16 protein-coding genes and 2 pseudogenes are annotated in these 15,164 nt (G+C 53.1%); 10 read left to right on the top strand and 8 right to left on the bottom strand.

Going from position 1 to position 15,164, the window contains the following annotated elements:
* Positions 1 to 172: 172 nt before the first annotated feature.
* The gene (locus Q1B46_RS15895; protein ID WP_299664844.1) at positions 173 to 991 is read left to right on the top strand and encodes a hypothetical protein; all 819 of its coding nucleotides are present in this window, start codon (positions 173 to 175) and stop codon (positions 989 to 991) included.
* 114 nt (positions 992 to 1,105) lie between these two features.
* Here the strand turns inward: Q1B46_RS15895 and Q1B46_RS15890 are convergent, their stop codons facing one another.
* Both Q1B46_RS15890 and Q1B46_RS15885 read right to left on the bottom strand, forming a co-directional pair.
* On the bottom strand, positions 1,106 to 1,528 hold the full coding sequence (locus tag Q1B46_RS15890) for a hypothetical protein (protein WP_299669721.1): 423 nt from the start codon (positions 1,526 to 1,528) through the stop codon (positions 1,106 to 1,108).
* A gap of 61 nt (positions 1,529 to 1,589) precedes the next feature.
* Positions 1,590 to 1,844, bottom strand: coding sequence for a hypothetical protein (locus Q1B46_RS15885; protein WP_299669719.1), 255 nt, complete (start codon positions 1,842 to 1,844; stop codon positions 1,590 to 1,592).
* A 127-nt stretch (positions 1,845 to 1,971) separates the two neighbouring features.
* Between Q1B46_RS15885 and Q1B46_RS15880 the strand changes: the two genes are divergently transcribed.
* The 3 genes from Q1B46_RS15880 (at position 1,972) to Q1B46_RS15870 (ending at position 3,948) form a co-directional block, all read left to right on the top strand.
* Positions 1,972 to 2,337, top strand: a complete 366-nt coding sequence (locus Q1B46_RS15880; protein WP_299949434.1) for a DsrE family protein — start codon at positions 1,972 to 1,974, stop codon at positions 2,335 to 2,337.
* Between the two features lie 913 nt (positions 2,338 to 3,250).
* Positions 3,251 to 3,691, top strand: a complete 441-nt coding sequence (locus Q1B46_RS15875) for a hypothetical protein (protein ID WP_299949432.1) — start codon at positions 3,251 to 3,253, stop codon at positions 3,689 to 3,691.
* Positions 3,692 to 3,705: 14 nt separating this feature from the next.
* Complete coding sequence (locus Q1B46_RS15870) at positions 3,706 to 3,948, top strand: hypothetical protein (RefSeq protein ID WP_282121184.1); 243 nt, start codon at positions 3,706 to 3,708, stop codon at positions 3,946 to 3,948.
* A 45-nt stretch (positions 3,949 to 3,993) separates the two neighbouring features.
* Here the strand turns inward: Q1B46_RS15870 and Q1B46_RS15865 are convergent.
* Positions 3,994 to 4,320, bottom strand: a pseudogene (locus Q1B46_RS15865) (IS110 family transposase); the annotation flags it as partial.
* Between the two features lie 238 nt (positions 4,321 to 4,558).
* On the opposite strand from Q1B46_RS15865, the gene Q1B46_RS15860 reads away from it, so the two are divergent.
* From Q1B46_RS15860 to repC, 4 genes are all read left to right on the top strand, one after another.
* Positions 4,559 to 4,765 carry a hypothetical protein gene (locus Q1B46_RS15860; RefSeq protein WP_299949431.1) on the top strand — a complete coding sequence of 69 codons (207 nt, stop codon included), beginning with the start codon at positions 4,559 to 4,561 and terminating at the stop codon, positions 4,763 to 4,765.
* A 453-nt stretch (positions 4,766 to 5,218) separates the two neighbouring features.
* Positions 5,219 to 6,418, top strand: a complete 1,200-nt coding sequence (gene repA / locus Q1B46_RS15855; RefSeq protein ID WP_299949429.1) for a plasmid partitioning protein RepA — start codon at positions 5,219 to 5,221, stop codon at positions 6,416 to 6,418.
* The gene (gene repB, locus Q1B46_RS15850; RefSeq protein WP_299949427.1) at positions 6,418 to 7,386 is read left to right on the top strand and encodes a plasmid partitioning protein RepB; all 969 of its coding nucleotides are present in this window, start codon (positions 6,418 to 6,420) and stop codon (positions 7,384 to 7,386) included. Before repA ends, repB begins: the two co-directional genes overlap by 1 nt.
* Positions 7,387 to 7,604: 218 nt before the next feature.
* Positions 7,605 to 8,669: a plasmid replication protein RepC gene (repC, locus tag Q1B46_RS15845; protein ID WP_299949425.1), complete on the top strand. Its 1,065-nt coding sequence runs from the start codon at positions 7,605 to 7,607 to the stop codon at positions 8,667 to 8,669.
* Positions 8,670 to 8,955: 286 nt separating this feature from the next.
* On the opposite strand, the gene Q1B46_RS15840 is transcribed toward repC, so the two are convergent.
* Entirely contained in the window at positions 8,956 to 10,158 is a 1,203-nt protein-coding gene (locus Q1B46_RS15840) for a Fic family protein (protein WP_299949423.1), read from the bottom strand.
* 374 nt (positions 10,159 to 10,532) lie between these two features.
* Between Q1B46_RS15840 and Q1B46_RS15835 the strand changes: the two are divergent.
* Positions 10,533 to 10,694, top strand: a pseudogene (locus tag Q1B46_RS15835) (antirestriction protein); the annotation flags it as partial.
* A 152-nt stretch (positions 10,695 to 10,846) separates the two neighbouring features.
* On the opposite strand, the gene Q1B46_RS15830 reads toward Q1B46_RS15835, so the two are convergent.
* From Q1B46_RS15830 to Q1B46_RS15820, 3 genes are read right to left on the bottom strand one after another with little or no spacing between them, the layout of a single operon-like run.
* On the bottom strand, positions 10,847 to 11,317 hold the full coding sequence (locus Q1B46_RS15830) for a hypothetical protein (protein WP_299949422.1): 471 nt from the start codon (positions 11,315 to 11,317) through the stop codon (positions 10,847 to 10,849).
* Positions 11,317 to 12,522, bottom strand: coding sequence for a nucleotidyltransferase (locus Q1B46_RS15825; protein ID WP_299949420.1), 1,206 nt, complete (start codon positions 12,520 to 12,522; stop codon positions 11,317 to 11,319). The genes Q1B46_RS15830 and Q1B46_RS15825 overlap by 1 nt, the downstream gene beginning before the upstream one ends.
* Positions 12,519 to 13,550, bottom strand: a complete 1,032-nt coding sequence (locus Q1B46_RS15820; protein ID WP_299949419.1) for a CBASS cGAMP-activated phospholipase — start codon at positions 13,548 to 13,550, stop codon at positions 12,519 to 12,521. The genes Q1B46_RS15825 and Q1B46_RS15820 overlap by 4 nt, the downstream gene beginning before the upstream one ends.
* A gap of 390 nt (positions 13,551 to 13,940) precedes the next feature.
* Here Q1B46_RS15820 and Q1B46_RS15815 point away from each other — a divergent pair, with 390 nt between their 5' ends.
* Positions 13,941 to 14,858 carry an XRE family transcriptional regulator gene (locus Q1B46_RS15815; RefSeq protein ID WP_299949417.1) on the top strand — a complete coding sequence of 306 codons (918 nt, stop codon included), beginning with the start codon at positions 13,941 to 13,943 and terminating at the stop codon, positions 14,856 to 14,858.
* Between the two features lie 77 nt (positions 14,859 to 14,935).
* Here Q1B46_RS15815 and Q1B46_RS15810 read toward each other — a convergent pair.
* On the bottom strand, positions 14,936 to 15,164 hold a 229-nt coding region (locus tag Q1B46_RS15810), incomplete at its 5' end, for a hypothetical protein (protein WP_299949415.1).

Raw genomic sequence — 15,164 nt, 5'->3', positions numbered from 1 at the left:
CGTTTTGAAGTAAACAATTGCCTGATCGCCATGGATAGACAATCGTAATCCTTCCCCTCTGAAGTGTTGCACCATTGTGTTTAGGAGAACAGAGTGTGGTTCACGATGGGAAGCAAGCGACACAGACCCGAGGGCATTGTCACAAAACTAGATACTCATTGCCCTACCGCAAATGTCAAGGAAAGCCGTCGCCGTTCATGCGCCACTGACCGGGACAAGCAATTTCGACAAGGATGCTTGGGAGCTTTACCACGTCGATGTGGACCGTTCTGAAGCAAACAACCTCGCCGAACAGGAGCCTGAAAAGCTGCAAGAGCTGATCCAGGTTTGGTTTGATGAGGCCGCAAAGAACAATGTACTGCCCCTTGATGACCGAAGCGCAGTTGAAATCCTCGGAATCGAGCGTCCAACTGCCGAACCTCCGCGCGACACCTATGTCTACTATCCGAACACGACCTGTGTGCCGGAAGGTGTAGCCGTCAATGTACGTGGACGGGATTATAAGATCCTTGCCAATGTTGAGATTGAGGATGAAGACGCGAGCGGCGTAATTTTTGCCCATGGCTCGCGGTTTGGTGGCCATTCTCTGTTGGTTAAGGACAAGAAGCTTTACTACGTCTATAACTTCCTGGGCATCCAACCCGAGCAGACATTTGAATCAAACCTTGAGCTGGGACCGGGCGTGTATACGTTGGGAATGGAGTTCGATGCGAGTGGCACAGGCGATAACGGCGAGGTTCTGGGCTCGATGAAGCTTTACATCGATGATCAGGAGGTGGCCTCAGGCGATATGCGCACGCAATCTGGCAAGTTCACGCTGTCTGGGGATGGGTTGTGCATCGGATATGACAGCGGCGACGCCGTTAGCCAGCTCTACAACACCCCGGGGGAGTTTACAGGTGGCAAGATCCAGAAAGTGGCCGTGTCAGTGTCAGGCGACAGCTATGAAAGCATGGAAGCCGCCGCGAAACGGATGTTGAAGCGGCAATGAACTACGTCCAGCAATTGCAAGGAGTGCGTAATCAGCGCACTCCTACTCACCGGATGCTGAAATCGAAATTCTTGATAAGAAAGTAACCAGCCAAATCATATGATACTTGATGAACTATGCCACCATCGGTATCGGCTGAAGGTCCGGAGCGACATATTCTGAGCGCGCCTTTTCTGAAAACAACGTCTCGCGCCGGTAGTGTGTAAGCATAATATTGGTGTCGAGCAGGCGATCATCCGCTGCAATAAAGTCTTCGAAAGATACGGCGCCTTGCGACCGGCTCATGAAATACTTAACGGCTCGAAGCCACGACTGCGTAAGGGTCTCGTGGTATTTTCCATCGGGAACATTGTTGGCTTGGAGGAAGTCTTTGAGCGAATTTTGCATTCTTTCATGCGCGTTATCCCCGCCAGTCTCACAAAGATAGACAAACGCCAATTGTAGATGTTCCCGATGACTGAACTCGGACAGCGGAACGCGGCCTGTTTCAAAACGGTCTTTGAATTCTATGTCGGCTACAGAAGGTGAACTGTGCATTTCCGGTCCTCGCAATGTGTTGCGATAAATGGCCTTGGGTCGCCCGTGTCCTCTAAGGCGGTCAATCTTCTTTCATGATATGACTGTCTTTTGCTGTCAGATCGAGGCCATGTGCCATACGCATTGCCTCGATGAAGGTTAGCGTTTCTTCGGAGAACGGCAGTTTCCCCTCGAAATTGTGCAGCAAGATCCCTTCAAGCAGCTCACCCATGCTCATGTCGTGCTTCGATGCGACGGCCTTAAGGACCTTTAGAACGCGCTTCTCCAGGCGGACGCCTGTTTGAACACGTTCAATTTTGCGGATTTCGTCAGCCATTTATTCCTCTTGTCATATGCGAAAGCATGGATTACTACCATGGTACCAACATACCAAAGTAATAGTTTGCACAGGTACTACGGTAAACATTTTATTTCTGTCAATCAAGCGCTGAAGGAAAACTGAAATGGAAAAAGCTAAGCAACTTGTCGTCCTGATCACAAAGGGAATTGATCATGAACTCTCGTCGGTCGCGCTGGTCATCGCGTGTGGTGGAATAACGTCAGGGCAGGGCGTCTCACTCTTTCTCACCAGCTCTGGTGTGGATCTGATACGCAACCGCGGAACCTCTATGACAGAAGTCAGACCTCTGGACCCGCTGGCGGAGATGATCGCAGATTTTCAGACTCGTGGTGGTCAGATCTGGGCGTGCCCGCCTTGTGTGAAATCGCGTGGCTACGAAGAGGCGGACCTGATTGATGGTGTTGAAATAGTTGGCGCCAGAAAGCTGCACGGTGCCATTCTTGACGGCGCTGAGACGCTTTCGTTCTGATGGATCACACTTCTATGTCACTTAAAAGTAGCCGGTTTGGTCCAGATACACCGGAGCGGCTATTACATGAGACAGTTCGCCGACAACGCCCAGCAAATAGGAAGACTGCAGCATGGCATCGCCATCTTGATTTCACATCACTGGACTGGTGGTGCTGGGCGACGCTTTCGATATCACTAATTGGGGCGATCAGCGGTTCTGAGGCTGGCCACCGAATGGCCCTGGTCCTCGCTGGTGTACAAGTCGTGATCTGGTTTTTGCGCAATCGCAACCCCGCCAGTTTACCTACCCAGGTACGGGTTGTTTTTCTTCTTCTCTTTGCTGCAAGTTTCCATCCGTTTTTCGGATCTCTGAAATGGGGTTTGGCTGCGGGAACGGCATCTACGGCCGTGTTGGGGTATTGTCCGATCGCCAGAATACTGATGCTTATGCCGTTCAATCAAAGCGACCCGTCGGCACTAGGCTTGTGAATAAAATCGCATTGTTACGCGGATCTTCGATAAATCTTAGACCAACAACAGAGCCGCGGCCAAAAATGATGTTGAACGCACCCTCAGGCAAACTCGAGCCGAGCACCATAGGTGCAGGTCCTCACGCCTTTCAGTTTCGTACAGCAGCGGACTGTTCGAACCGCAACAGAATATCGGCCAGAGCGGTAGGGGCATTTTGGGCTATCAGGTGCCCGGTGGTATCAACATGTTCGACAGTAAGTTGCGGGCAATGCTCTCTAAAGTTGGTCACGTCGTCGTCAGTCAGTGGACCGGCTTGGCCTGCGCGCACTAACAAGATCGGGATATCTATTCGAGATGAGGCCTGAGATAGGAGCGCACCTTTATCGAGGATATCACCAACGAGAAATGACTCTGCCAATTGAGGAGCCGTGGTCCCCAAGAAAGCGCGAACTCGATCTGGGTTGGGCGCAGGAACGACATCAACCATAACCAAACCACCTAACCTCGATTGCACCTTCTGGTCTTGCAGCGCAATTACGGAAGCGAGGCCACCTAGCGAAGCACCGACCAGAACTCTCGTACCCCTAACCGTTTCATTAATTGATCTCGACAATGCCCGCGCGAAGGACAAGCTTTCAGGAAGAGAGCTGTCTGATGTTTTTCTGGAAGAAATGCTGGCAGACCCAATGGTGCAGCTTGTGATGCAGGCCGACGGGGTATCCGAGGCCCAATTGCGGCATCTTTACTCGGGATCGCGGACAACGCGGGAGAATATCGATCTCGTTGACCAAAGTCCCAAAGACGATATCCCGCAAGTTTTTTCGCAGGACAGCTCTGAAATTCAGAACGCCGAAAATGAAGGGATGCCATGCCAACAGGCCACTTCGCTTGTACCTGAATGAAGTGGAAGAAGCGAATGCCTGAGTCAATGGAAAGCAAGGAACTGATGCAAAAGAAGAAGGAATTCATCGTCTCGGACCCGCCAAAGCGTGCGCTTGCAGATGCGCCCAAGGAACGGTTCTGCTTGCGCTGCAAATCCTCTTTCTGGAGCGAAGGTTTTGGCGAACGCATCTGTTCCCGCTGCAAGGCCACCTCTGCTTGGCGCGCGGCCGTGCCGGAAGGCGTCAGTCAAGGTCGCCGCTCTGGCGGCCGGTCGTGATAGATCCCTTGTTTGTTTTTAGGGCTGCCTGCCGTTGTTGTCCGAGATAAAACGCATGGTGGGACGGATCGAAGCCTCACAGATGGCCTCTGCATCAGCGGCATCGTTTTTCTGTCGCTTCACAAACGGTTTCACATACGCAGGTGGGATGAGCCTGACATCGTGACCCAGGCGACCAATCTCGCGGCCCCAGTAATGCGCGCTAGAGCAAGCCTCCATCGCAACCACGCATCTCGGTAGCATGGCAAAAAACTCAAGGACCTGACCTCTGCGCAGTTTCTTCCGCAGAATAGGGTGACCCGAGTGATCTGCTCCGTGCACCTGGAAAACGCTCTTCGCCAAATCCAGGCCAATCATGCTAATCTCTTCCATAGACGCCTCCAATCATGTTGTTTGCAAACCGACAATGGCACATCGAGGCCAGCGGGGGCGTCTACACCTTCAGAGCCCGCGATTTCTGTTGCCAAGCAGAGCTTCCATCTGTATTGCGCGCAATATTTCACCCTTTTGCTCGTTACATTTGTTACTTTCTAAACTTACCATTACAACTGATAAGTATCGCTTATCATGCTTTATTGATTTCACTGGGAAACGCGCGCAGAATGGGTACATGAAGCCCCCTGCCCGATACCTCCCCGCCGCCGCCCCTGCCCTTTCGGACACGGATCAGGAGGCGCTCACCGATCTTTATGTGCGCGGCATGCCGGTCAACGCACCGCGTGGTTTGGCACCCGTTCACAAGGACGAATTTGTTACCACCCCTGTCGGAAAAAAAGTTTGGTTTGTAACTGACTGGCCCGGCTTCGCCGACAGGTAGGCGCCCTGCCCTATCGGTCTCGACAATAAATAGTCGCTTGTTCAGACTTGCCTGGTGTTAGGCACCGCTGGTACGAACGAAGCAAATTCACGTTTGTAAGAAGGTGGCGATGGATCGATACACCTCCGCACACCGAATCCTGTAGATAGCGACACCTCGATCATCAAAATGCTTCAGTACTAGCTAGGGTTCGCTTCTCAGCCAAACGAAACTCTAAAAAAGCAGATATATGAAATTTTTAATACTATTTCGTTTTACTTCAATGATTTAAGTCAGTTTCCACATATCAAACTCAATTGGTGCTGTGGATAACTTTTACACTACATTTAGATTCTTCTTGCGGGACACACATGTTCATGGCATTCCCTTACTGACGGTAAAAGGCGTCAGACACGCTGTATACCGTCAGAACAACCAAGAGCCATAGCAAAGGCCATGAGTAGGCGGCAGTACATGGATGAACGTAACGTTGGATACGCGCAAGGTATAGGCTCTTCTGACATCGGAGGATTTGCCGACAATCTGGCCGAATCTCTGGATCGCCAGATGAAGATTGCCTTCGAGCCTGAGGAACGAAAAGCCCTACGACGCTTCAGTTCCACTGAAGTTGCAGGTCTTCTGCGCGTTAGTACTTCAAACCTGCGCAATCGGCATAAAGACGGCAGCTTCCCTGAAGTGCACACTGACAACCGAGGTCATAGGTTCTACTCGGCTCAAGAAGTTGATGAATTGCGTGACATCTTGGTACGCACAGGAAAGAACGCTGAAGCCTATCGCCCTGGACGACGCGAGGGTGACCGCCTTCAAGTCATCTCGGTCGTCAATTTCAAAGGCGGTTCCTCAAAAACGACAGCGACAATCCATCTTGCGCAAAGGTATGCCTTACGCGGCTACCGAGTGTTGGTCTTAGATCTCGATCCGCAAGCAAGTTTGACGACGTTCTTTGGCTTCCGACCCGAGCTCGAGTTCGCCGAAGGCGGCACAATCTATGATGCCCTGAGATATGAGGAGCAAGTCCCTCTATCGTCTGTTATTCAAAAGACATATTTCCACAAGCTCGACATGGTGCCAGCCGGGTTGATGCTCTCCGAGTACGAGACCGAGACAGCAAACGCCCTCACACGGAGGACGCAGCCCATTTTTGCGGAGCGGCTCGCGCGTGCCTTGGAAGAGGTCGAAACAGAGTACGACATCGTCTTGATCGATTGTCCGCCGCAACTGGGTTTTCTAACCCTGACCGCGTTGGCAGCCTCCACGGGGCTCTTGGTAACGGTTGTACCCGGTATGTTAGATATCGCTTCCATGAGCCAGTTTCTAAAGCTTGCTTCAGAAACAGTGAAAGCCGTTGAAGAAGCCATTGGTCGGCGCGTTACCTGGGACTTCGTTAAGTTCCTGATCACGAGATACGAACCTTCCGACGGTCCGCAGACTCAAATGGCGGGCTACTTGAGATCAATTCTGGCCGGCCAGGTCATGACAGAGCCGATGTTGAAATCGACAGCGATCTCGGACGCAGGTATGACCCAACAAACCGTCTACGAAGTTGACCCAAGCCAGTTCATCAGAAAAACAATTGATCGAGCCCTGACAAGCGTAAACGGTGTCGCTGATGAATTGGAGCAGACGATCCAAATGGCTTGGGGGCGCCGCTGATGGCACGGAAAATATTCAATCAGGCACCAAGGGACGAGAAAGCAAACGCGGCCCCCTCCCCCGCCCAACCAAAAGCGGCAAAGCTGCCTGGGTCTGTTGGCGGATTGCGCGACTCTTTGCGCGAGATCACGGCAAACTCGATCCGGGATATTGACCCCGCTCAGATCGATATGGATGGTCTGCGCGATCGGCTAGTGCTGGAAGACGCCAGTATCGATGAATTGGCAGAGAGCATTCGCAAACATGGCCAGCAAGTTCCGATTATGGTGCGTCCATCGGCTCAGCCGGACAGGTATCGTATCATATATGGCCGTCGTAGGCTTGCCGCAATCCGCAAGGTCGGTGGAACGGTCAAGGCAATCGTTCGGACTTTGGATGACGACGCCTCGTTGATCGCGCAGGGCCAAGAGAACAACCTCAGAATTGATCCGTCTTTCATTGAGAAATCATTATTTATCAAAGAGATGCAGGAGTCTGGGTATAAGCCCGGCGTCATTCAGGATGCTCTGGGCTTAACGCGGCAAGGTGTATCCAACCACCGAGTAGTAATTGAGCAACTGCCTGATGGGTTAGTTCATCTCATCGGGCCAGCCCATGGGATCGGGCGTCGGCAGTGGGGTGATCTAGCCGCCTTTTCGGAGAAAACAGATTTGGTGGACATCGCCAAGAAGGTAATCGCCACCCTACCCGACGACACCCCGAGCACCGAGAAGTTCCAGGCGGTCTACACCGCTTGCTCGAGCAAAGCCCGTGGAGAAAAAAGGCCAATCAGCCGCGGTCAAACATCGGTTATCAAGGATACGAACGGCGGTTCTTTGGGTACTCTAACGGTCGATGACAAAACTATCGCAATCAAGGTCCTCAAAAAGGACAATCCTGAATTCGGCCAGTGGCTAGAAGAGCGCGCAGACGTCACACTTTTGCAACTCTTCGAACAATGGCGGAATGAAAGCGGTTCGGGATCCTAACCCCAGCCAAAAGGCAAAACTCGAGCAGAGGAGAAAAGCGAAGACCGAAAAGAAAAGAGCCCCCCAAAGTTTCCCCTGGAGAGCCCTCATCATCTGATTAGCACCTATGATGTAGCAACCTCCAGCAAACCGGTCAAGAGTCACCGATTCGGTGGACCAACTTTTATTGACTTTTCCCTTCAGAAATCCAGGGAAGAGACGGGGAAGGTGTGGGCCAAATGGTCATCGTAAAAAAAACCATGGCATTCACAAAACTATCGATCGGAAGCGCTGAACCCGATGCGCCATCCAATTCAACATCATCATCTGAAACCGACGTCTGGACTATTTTCAGAGCTCTGAGAGACGCGCGCAGCGTGTTCGGTCTTCGTCCCGGCCACATGCAAACACTCCAAGCGATGCTGAGTTTTTTGAAACCAGGTCATGGCGAAACAGTCTTTGCATCCAATACCTCCATCTGCCAGCGAGTTGGCGGAATTGACGAGCGGACGCTACGTAGGCACATCACCCGCTTCATTGAACTTGGTTTCATCAGGCGTAATGACAGCTCGAACTGCAAACGCTACCGTGTTCGTTCGTCCGACGGTGAATGCGTCAGCTTTGGTTTGTCTCTTACCCCCCTACTGCAACGCGCAAGCGAACTCATCGCCATCGCCCAAGAGATGGAGCACATCCGGCGGGATCAAGTTTTTGTCCGAAAACTGATCCTGACAAAACTCGCCCATTTGGAAGAAAACGATCCTACAAATTCGTTTATCCAAGACACACGCAGGGCTCTGAGAAGAAAGCTGAGCCTCACCGAATATCGTGTCCTCCTCGCAGACACGGATGCGGAATGTCAGTGTCTGCCCACCCCGGATGACTCGCCTGAAACGATGAAACTGCCCGCCAATGACGGACAAGCTGTCCGGCACCAATCTAAGTCTAAAAAAGAAAAAAAAGATTTAGAAAGCAAATCCCCCAATACAAATCTCAGCCCTGAAAAACTGATATCAGTTTGCGATCAAGCGGTATCGTTCTCCACTGACCAGCTTAGAAACTGGTTTGACATTGAGAACCATGCTCGAACGCTCGCCCCAATGATGGGCATTCACCCAGAGACATTCGAAAAAGCAAAAAATACTGTCGGGACCCAGAAAGCTTCCTGCGCAATCTTCATCATGCTCCAGCTCGGCCAACGCATCAGAGATTTTGGAGCCTACTTTCACAGCATAACTCTGGGTCAGCGACAAAGTCAGTTTGATCCAGCAGTTTTGGTCGAACGTCTCTCAGCTACGAGTTAGCAAACTAACTAATGTCCACCGCGGTGGACACTTGGTGGAAGCGGGAGATATCAGGATCACGGGAGCTAAAGACCTTCAGCTCGCATAGGCCAGCAGAACTTCACATCATATGCTCTTATCTATGGAAGACGAACCCAGACGAAGTTCTCATTGTTTATTCCCACTTTCTTAGGTGGCGCATCTAGGTGTCCACCACGGTGGACATTGAAATACATGTGCAACCTCCCCACCCTTCAATATCCAATCAACGAGCCCGCCAAGTTGGTACCTATTTTGCCTGCCATCATTATTCAGGCAGATCACCATCGCCGAACAAGTTGGGGAAAAGACGTTCCCGGTAATCCAATGGGAAAGCTAACCGTACCGGTGTCTTGGGAGAAGATGAGGTTAGGTACCCCGCGGCGGTCAACTTGCTGAGCGTGTTGCGCGCGGTACGTTCGGATGTCTTGAGCACGACTTGGGAATCGCCCCGTTCCAGTGCCCCATGTCGCAGGACGGCTGCAATCAGATCAGGTGCACGCTTGTCATCGATCGTATCCTGAACGAGGCGGCGATAGCGCTTATCCAGTCCGCCGAGATCGAACAGCTTTGCAGAGAATGTGATCTGGTCGAGAGTCACTTTCAGGAACCACTCGCTGAAGCTTTTCAAGGCCGTCTCTGACAGGTTGCCACGCCCATCACGATCTCCGCGCCGCGGACTGTCAGCAAGATCCATCATCCGCTTGTATTCGCCTCGGTCAGTCAATCCGCGCGCAAGTCCACGCGAGACGGACCAGAGGCCTTGACCACCGATCCCGGCATTCAGAGCCATGGCATGCGACATCAATCTACTAACGCGCCCGTTACCATCCGGGAATGGGTGAATGTAGTTCAGCCGGTGATGCGCGGATGCAATCGCGATAATCCGTCCGCTGGAGGATCGATCTGCGATCTGAAACCGTTTGTCGAAATGATCCATGAACGATGCAACACGCGATGACGAGGGTGGTAGGTGCCGCCCTACCGCAACTTCCCGGTCTCCTTCCTGACGCATACGCCCTGGAAAGATCGGCTCTTGCGTTCCGTCGGGATGTTCGATCACCCGAAACTCATCAGGCATCTCGTCGTAGAAGCTCTTATGAACCCAGGTCAGAAACTCAATGGATGTAGGCCGGGGCAGGGTGCTCTCGTGATGCATCTCGTCAATGGCGCGCTGAACAATGACATGCGCGCGCGCCTCTAGTGCGAGGGGCCGGGTCTCTTCTTCAAGCTCTGCGCCAGCAAGTGCACGCTCGATGTCGCGCGGCCGTGTATTGTGCCCTTCTATGAGGTTCGAATAGTAGCAATTCATAACTCGAACCAGATCGGCAAGTTCCGCTGCACTATCCGGGTGCAACCCTTGTCCTAGTTGCGTGGCTTCTCTCTGGATATCGACCGAGAGGTCTGCCAATTCAGTGGGAATATACTCTTCGAAGAAGCAAGGTTCTATCCTGGCTGGGGTTTCGAGCATTTTTGCCGATCCTTCGTAGTCGTAAAGCAATTGATAAATATGCATATTTTCAAAGACCTGGCAAGGAATTGCCGATATTTGTTGCCGATCTCGGGTGCCGATCCAAAATTGCCCCACGAAATCAAAGACATCCGTATATGTGCTGGACCCTAAGTGTCCCGTTTGATGCCAATGGGCCCGCGGAAAGTGAAAGTGTCCTTTGGGGTTTGTGACTGACGGAAGAGGGACCTTGGGGTGCTTCTGACGGGTTCGGGCCGGGTTCCGGTCTGTCATTTCTGCCGAAGGGCCACTCATGAAATCATGTGTCTTACGCATGTTGCTTGCAGCAGCTGCCTCGTGACGGCAACGTCTCCCTGATCAGCTATCTCGACCTTACGCTCGAGATGAATGCCTCCTACCTCTACAGCTGGCTCAAAGTCCTGCGTTCGGACAAGAACGAGATCTTCAAGCATGCGGCTGATGCTAAGCGCACTTGCGATTATCTGATCGTAAGGTCAGAGGCGGGTAGGGCAGGGGGCGGCGCCCAAGCTGCCTGATGGAACCTTTTCGCTGGTACGAGAAGGTCAGTTTCGAGCCCAACTATGTCTTTGTTGAAACGCGCAACTTTCGTAGGGAGGGCGGGAACCGGTCTTTCGCTGCGTGTCAGCAAATTTTGAACGATTGCGATAAAGCGGACCTCCGAGAACGCTCACAACCGGGCTAGACGCCGTCTGGTTTCGCGGTTCCCTTGGGGGTCCGCGTCTTCGCCAGGATGTTTACCGCCGCCTTTCCAATCATCAGAGGCAAGCCAGTCCTCGAAGTAGAAAAGCCAGAGATAAGTCCACGGAATTATTGTCTGATCAAGTCTCTTGCTCCCGTGCCATTCTCCTGTTCCAGGCAGGTATAGGCAAAGCCGAAGGGGGTTGAGATAAACGTGTGGAATCTCGCGTTCGCCTGCGAGCTCGGTCAACGATGGATTGTCGACAAACACATCCGGTGTTTCGCCCTCTTTAAGGGTCAGGCGCACCATGTAGTCTCGGGCGAGAGGGGTCGGTTGAACATGGGTGGTCCAAGTGAGCTTGCGGCGACTAACCTCGCCGGAGCCCCCAACGACGGGGTTTGATTTCAAGAAGAGAAGTTGCTGCGAGAGCGTCATCTCTTGCTTGCCGCCCCTATGCATCACTGATCTCCGAAGAAGGTGTTTGAAGGTACGGACGATGGCGACGCCGCGGCTTTGGACGTTGTGAGGCCAAGAGCCGGGGCGACGAGAAGGTTTCCGGACTTGCGAGCGCCGCGCAGGTTATCGAGGTGCTTTTCGAGAACGGGTTTTGTCACGCTGTCTCCAAAGGACCGCTGCATATTCTGGGTCAGCACATCGTGCCCGACGCCGTCACGAATCGTTTCCAAATCTGCCAAAGCGGTGGCGTGCCAAACTTCAAACGCTTTGGGTTTACGCTCATCCTTGTTCCAGCCTTCTGCAAAGTTCTCGCCGGATGTGGTCTCGTTCCAGACGGCATAATCTGTCCGGCCATCGATGACCGGGTGTTCGATGAAATGCGGCATCATCCGGATTGTCTCTATGAGAACGTCAAGCGCATCTTCAAAGACATGTCGCTTTACGCAGTAGGCGTAAGACTGCATGGCAAGAGTTGTAATGATGACCGAAATTGGTGCGATTTCATCCGTGTTGTTCGCAAAGAAGACGTCCCGATGGCGCTTGAGAAGCTGGACAACGCGACGCAACACGCCTTTGGCGGAGTGATAGGCCGGGAATGGTTCTACGCTGGCTCGATCGCGCTTCATCGCCACCATCTTCTGGGTGAGGCGCGGCTGGAGGGCAGCACGTGCATCAAAGAGCTTCTTGTAGGCTTTGGGATTGGTCGGATGCCAATCATGAAGCTTGCGGTCCGGAACGAGCTCTCCGCCATTGTAGCAATGGGGATTTGCGATGGTGGGCGAGAGGTCCAGATGGAAGTCTCCCGCATAATTGAGACGCCAGCAGCGCTTTTTCTCTTCGAGGATCCCCGCGTAGGTTTTGTGTTCGCGCAGACGATTGCCGACGGCTGCCTTAAGTCTGCCGGGAGAGACGCCAAGCGAGACCGCGGCACAGAAACAAATCAGATCAATGTCAAACTCATCGCGTCCAATTGGCTTCACAGCCGTGCCAAGCGCGCTGGAGCCCTGAAGGTAGACCAATGTTTTAACGAGCAACGGATCGGTTGATCCTGAAAGCCAATCGCCCACGGCGTTGTAGCTTTGCTCTGCGCGCTCGAACTGCGATAGGGTGATGTCTAGGATGTCCCCGATCTCTTCGAGCAGGATGAAAATCGAAGCACGGCGTCGAAGTTCGCCGTCTGTCCGTGGGGTACGAAAGGGAGAGTTCATGCGGCCACCTCCGGCAGCGAGTGGATAGGTGTGAATGGATGGGCGGGTTGCTCGAAGAAGAGCTTGCGCAGATGCGGCTTTGCGTTGCGTGCCGCAGAGATGCCCATGCCCTTCAGGCTTTTGATCTTTGTGGTGTCATCGAGCGAGAAAAACCCTGCCGGCACCGCGGGCGAGATCCGATGGAGGCGCTCGCCTGAATAGGGGTGGTCCAATAGAAGCTTGGCCATGCCAAGCGCACCGTGCGATTGCCCGTCACCGTAAAGCGACAGCAGCCCGAGATTGAGCTGGGCCAGCCCAGGTTCCTCTGGGAGCATGTAGACCTCGTCAGAGCAACCGAGACTGAGAACCTGAATGTCGCCGCGATGCCAGCCTAAGATGGTGATGGCTTCGACGACAGCGATGGCGACAGGGTTGTTTGCCCAGGTGCCACCATCGGTCAATCCAACATCGTCTGACGTACGGTGGCGCCTAAAATAAGTGGGTGCCGCAGCGGTTGCGAGCGCAGCATCAAGAGCGGGCTTGCGAAAGTCGGTTGTGAGCCGCTCATGATGTGCGGTCTTATAGATGTAAGGCCTCCGGTGATCGGGGTCCCAGGCCGGGATGACGAGACGGGTTTTGGCGTCGCCAATTCTGGCGTCCTGAAGCACAGACTTCAGTTCACTCGCGAGGACGTCTGCGTCATGCTTTGGCCCTGTGAGATGGCGGCGTGTGTCCCGGAAGGACCGGAGCCTTTTGGTCAGCCAGGTTTCGGTATCGGGATCCAGATTTTCTTGTCCAAAAATCGTGGGGCCGCGTGTTTCATAGAGGGTTAGGAGCTCTTCGGCTGATCTTCCAAGAGCGAGCCCGAGTGCGAGAATGCCGCCCGTCGAAGTGCCGGCAATGAGGTCGAAGTAGTCCCCGATCGGATTTTGGAGGTCGGTCTCAAGCTCTTTCAAAATAGCGGCAGGTAAGGTGCCTTTGATCCCCCCACCGTCAATGCAGAGGATCCTACGTGGTTTGGAGGTCGTCCATTCTAGAGAGTCATTCAACTTATCGCCCCCCAAGCTCATGGCGTTGCCTACCGTTCTTTGACTGTGGTGTTTGGGCTAGACTTGCCGTGTTTAGTAGTCACGTATCGACCAGTGATGGCACTGCGGTACCTCTCACCTGAGGAACCGCTCTTTCCAGGCGCTTCCTTAACAGTCGTTCGCGGGTTCGATTTGCCGGCTCTTGCCGAAACGTATTGTCCTGATTTGGCGCTTCGGTATCCGCCACCCTTTCCAGACATCTGGTTTCTCCTTTTGTCCTGCAGGCCACATTCGGCCGATTTCTGCGCTTGCTTGGTGCGACAGTATTGGCGCTTGTGCGAGCCTGTGCTAATCGCAAAGCTACGGGAGGAGAGCGCACCGTGTCAAGGTGTGCGAAGCGCACAAAAAAATATGAACACCGATAAAAAAGCTTTGGTCCAAGCTTTAAAGGACAAACGAGATGCAGAGGGTCTGAGCGTAAGGGCGCTTTCGGAGAAGATCGGCGTAAGTTTTTCATCACTTGCCCGGATTCTGCGCGGCGAAGGTGAGCCCGACAACAACTCTACGATTCGGATTCTTCAATGGCTTGGCCCGGATGCTGGCGACAGAAGCCTTCAAATGGATGGCGTAGCACTGGTCCATTTTCGGGCAGCCAAGAATGTTTCATCCAAGACTGTTGAGTGTTTGCTCAAAGCTGCCAACTCAATGAGAGAGGGAGAACAATTTGATCCGCAAAACTCTGATCTTGGTTTGGCTGTATCACTTTCGAAACCGGAGATGGAAGAGATGGCCAACGAGTTTCGCAGCGACCTGAGCCTAAATCGCGGCGATCGGTTGGACGCTCTAAGTGTTCGGATTTCCGGTGTTGAAGTCTTTGCTGCGTCACGAGCCGAATTTCTTGATGAGGCCTGTGCTCAATATCTATTGGGGCCTGCGTTGAACGAATGGTCGGCAATGAGTGTGCCACGCGACGTTACTGATGACACGTGGGCAATACTTCGTAACGACAGCCACTCGATCGAAAGACAAAGGGTGACTTACCTTGAGGAGTGCTGGCATATTCTGCTCGGGCACAAATTAACCAGAATTGCGAAAGTAGGCGATGCCTACGGCAGGACGTACGATAGCTCAGAAGAACATGACGCCTATTTCTTGGCATCTGCTTGTCTTTTGCCGGAGGCCGACGTCCGAGAGCTCGTAAAGGCAGGGAAGTCATCTGAAGACATTGCAACCCAATTCGGGACTTCAATGGAGCTGGCCGAATACCGGATCAAGCGCTTGGGCCTGTGGCGTGTGTACCAGAAACGTTCGATTGATCTTCAAGGCTGAAGCAATGCAAATCTTCTTGCTGCCCGCTTTGGGCCGGTTAGTATCTGGCACAATCCTTGAGACTCTGGAGGCTTTTCTCACACCACACTAGCGCTGCGCATCAGCGCCAGCGGATAAGGCATGGAGCAGGATTGCTGAGGATGTCGACGCATAGTGATGTCTTCGACTTGGCCATAAATTGTCTTGCGTTGACCGCGTGTCTTGGTGATCTTCGCGCACGCGGTCAGAGTGTCAACGGCGGTGAGAAAGTCGACCACTGGGCGGAGCAAAAGTCGTCCACTGCTTGGGTGACCGGCGCCTTGGCAA

The sequence above is a fragment of the uncultured Ruegeria sp. genome (assembly GCF_947500045.1).
Classification (GTDB): Bacteria; Pseudomonadota; Alphaproteobacteria; order Rhodobacterales; family Rhodobacteraceae; genus Ruegeria.
This window is presented reverse-complemented; position numbering and strand designations above follow the sequence as displayed.

Coding starts and splice junctions, on each gene's coding strand:
- repA (WP_299949429.1), top strand. CDS start 5,219: ATGGATGAACGTAACGTTGGATACGCGCAAGGTATAGGCTCTTCTGAC.
- Q1B46_RS15825 (WP_299949420.1), bottom strand. CDS start 12,522: ATGAACTCTCCCTTTCGTACCCCACGGACAGACGGCGAACTTCGACGC.
- Q1B46_RS15885 (WP_299669719.1), bottom strand. CDS start 1,844: ATGGCTGACGAAATCCGCAAAATTGAACGTGTTCAAACAGGCGTCCGC.
- Q1B46_RS15895 (WP_299664844.1), top strand. CDS start 173: ATGTCAAGGAAAGCCGTCGCCGTTCATGCGCCACTGACCGGGACAAGC.
- repB (WP_299949427.1), top strand. CDS start 6,418: ATGGCACGGAAAATATTCAATCAGGCACCAAGGGACGAGAAAGCAAAC.
- repC (WP_299949425.1), top strand. CDS start 7,605: ATGGTCATCGTAAAAAAAACCATGGCATTCACAAAACTATCGATCGGA.
- Q1B46_RS15830 (WP_299949422.1), bottom strand. CDS start 11,317: ATGCATAGGGGCGGCAAGCAAGAGATGACGCTCTCGCAGCAACTTCTC.
- Q1B46_RS15815 (WP_299949417.1), top strand. CDS start 13,941: ATGAACACCGATAAAAAAGCTTTGGTCCAAGCTTTAAAGGACAAACGA.
- Q1B46_RS15880 (WP_299949434.1), top strand. CDS start 1,972: ATGGAAAAAGCTAAGCAACTTGTCGTCCTGATCACAAAGGGAATTGAT.
- Q1B46_RS15840 (WP_299949423.1), bottom strand. CDS start 10,158: ATGCTCGAAACCCCAGCCAGGATAGAACCTTGCTTCTTCGAAGAGTAT.
- Q1B46_RS15870 (WP_282121184.1), top strand. CDS start 3,706: ATGCCTGAGTCAATGGAAAGCAAGGAACTGATGCAAAAGAAGAAGGAA.
- Q1B46_RS15860 (WP_299949431.1), top strand. CDS start 4,559: ATGAAGCCCCCTGCCCGATACCTCCCCGCCGCCGCCCCTGCCCTTTCG.
- Q1B46_RS15890 (WP_299669721.1), bottom strand. CDS start 1,528: ATGCACAGTTCACCTTCTGTAGCCGACATAGAATTCAAAGACCGTTTT.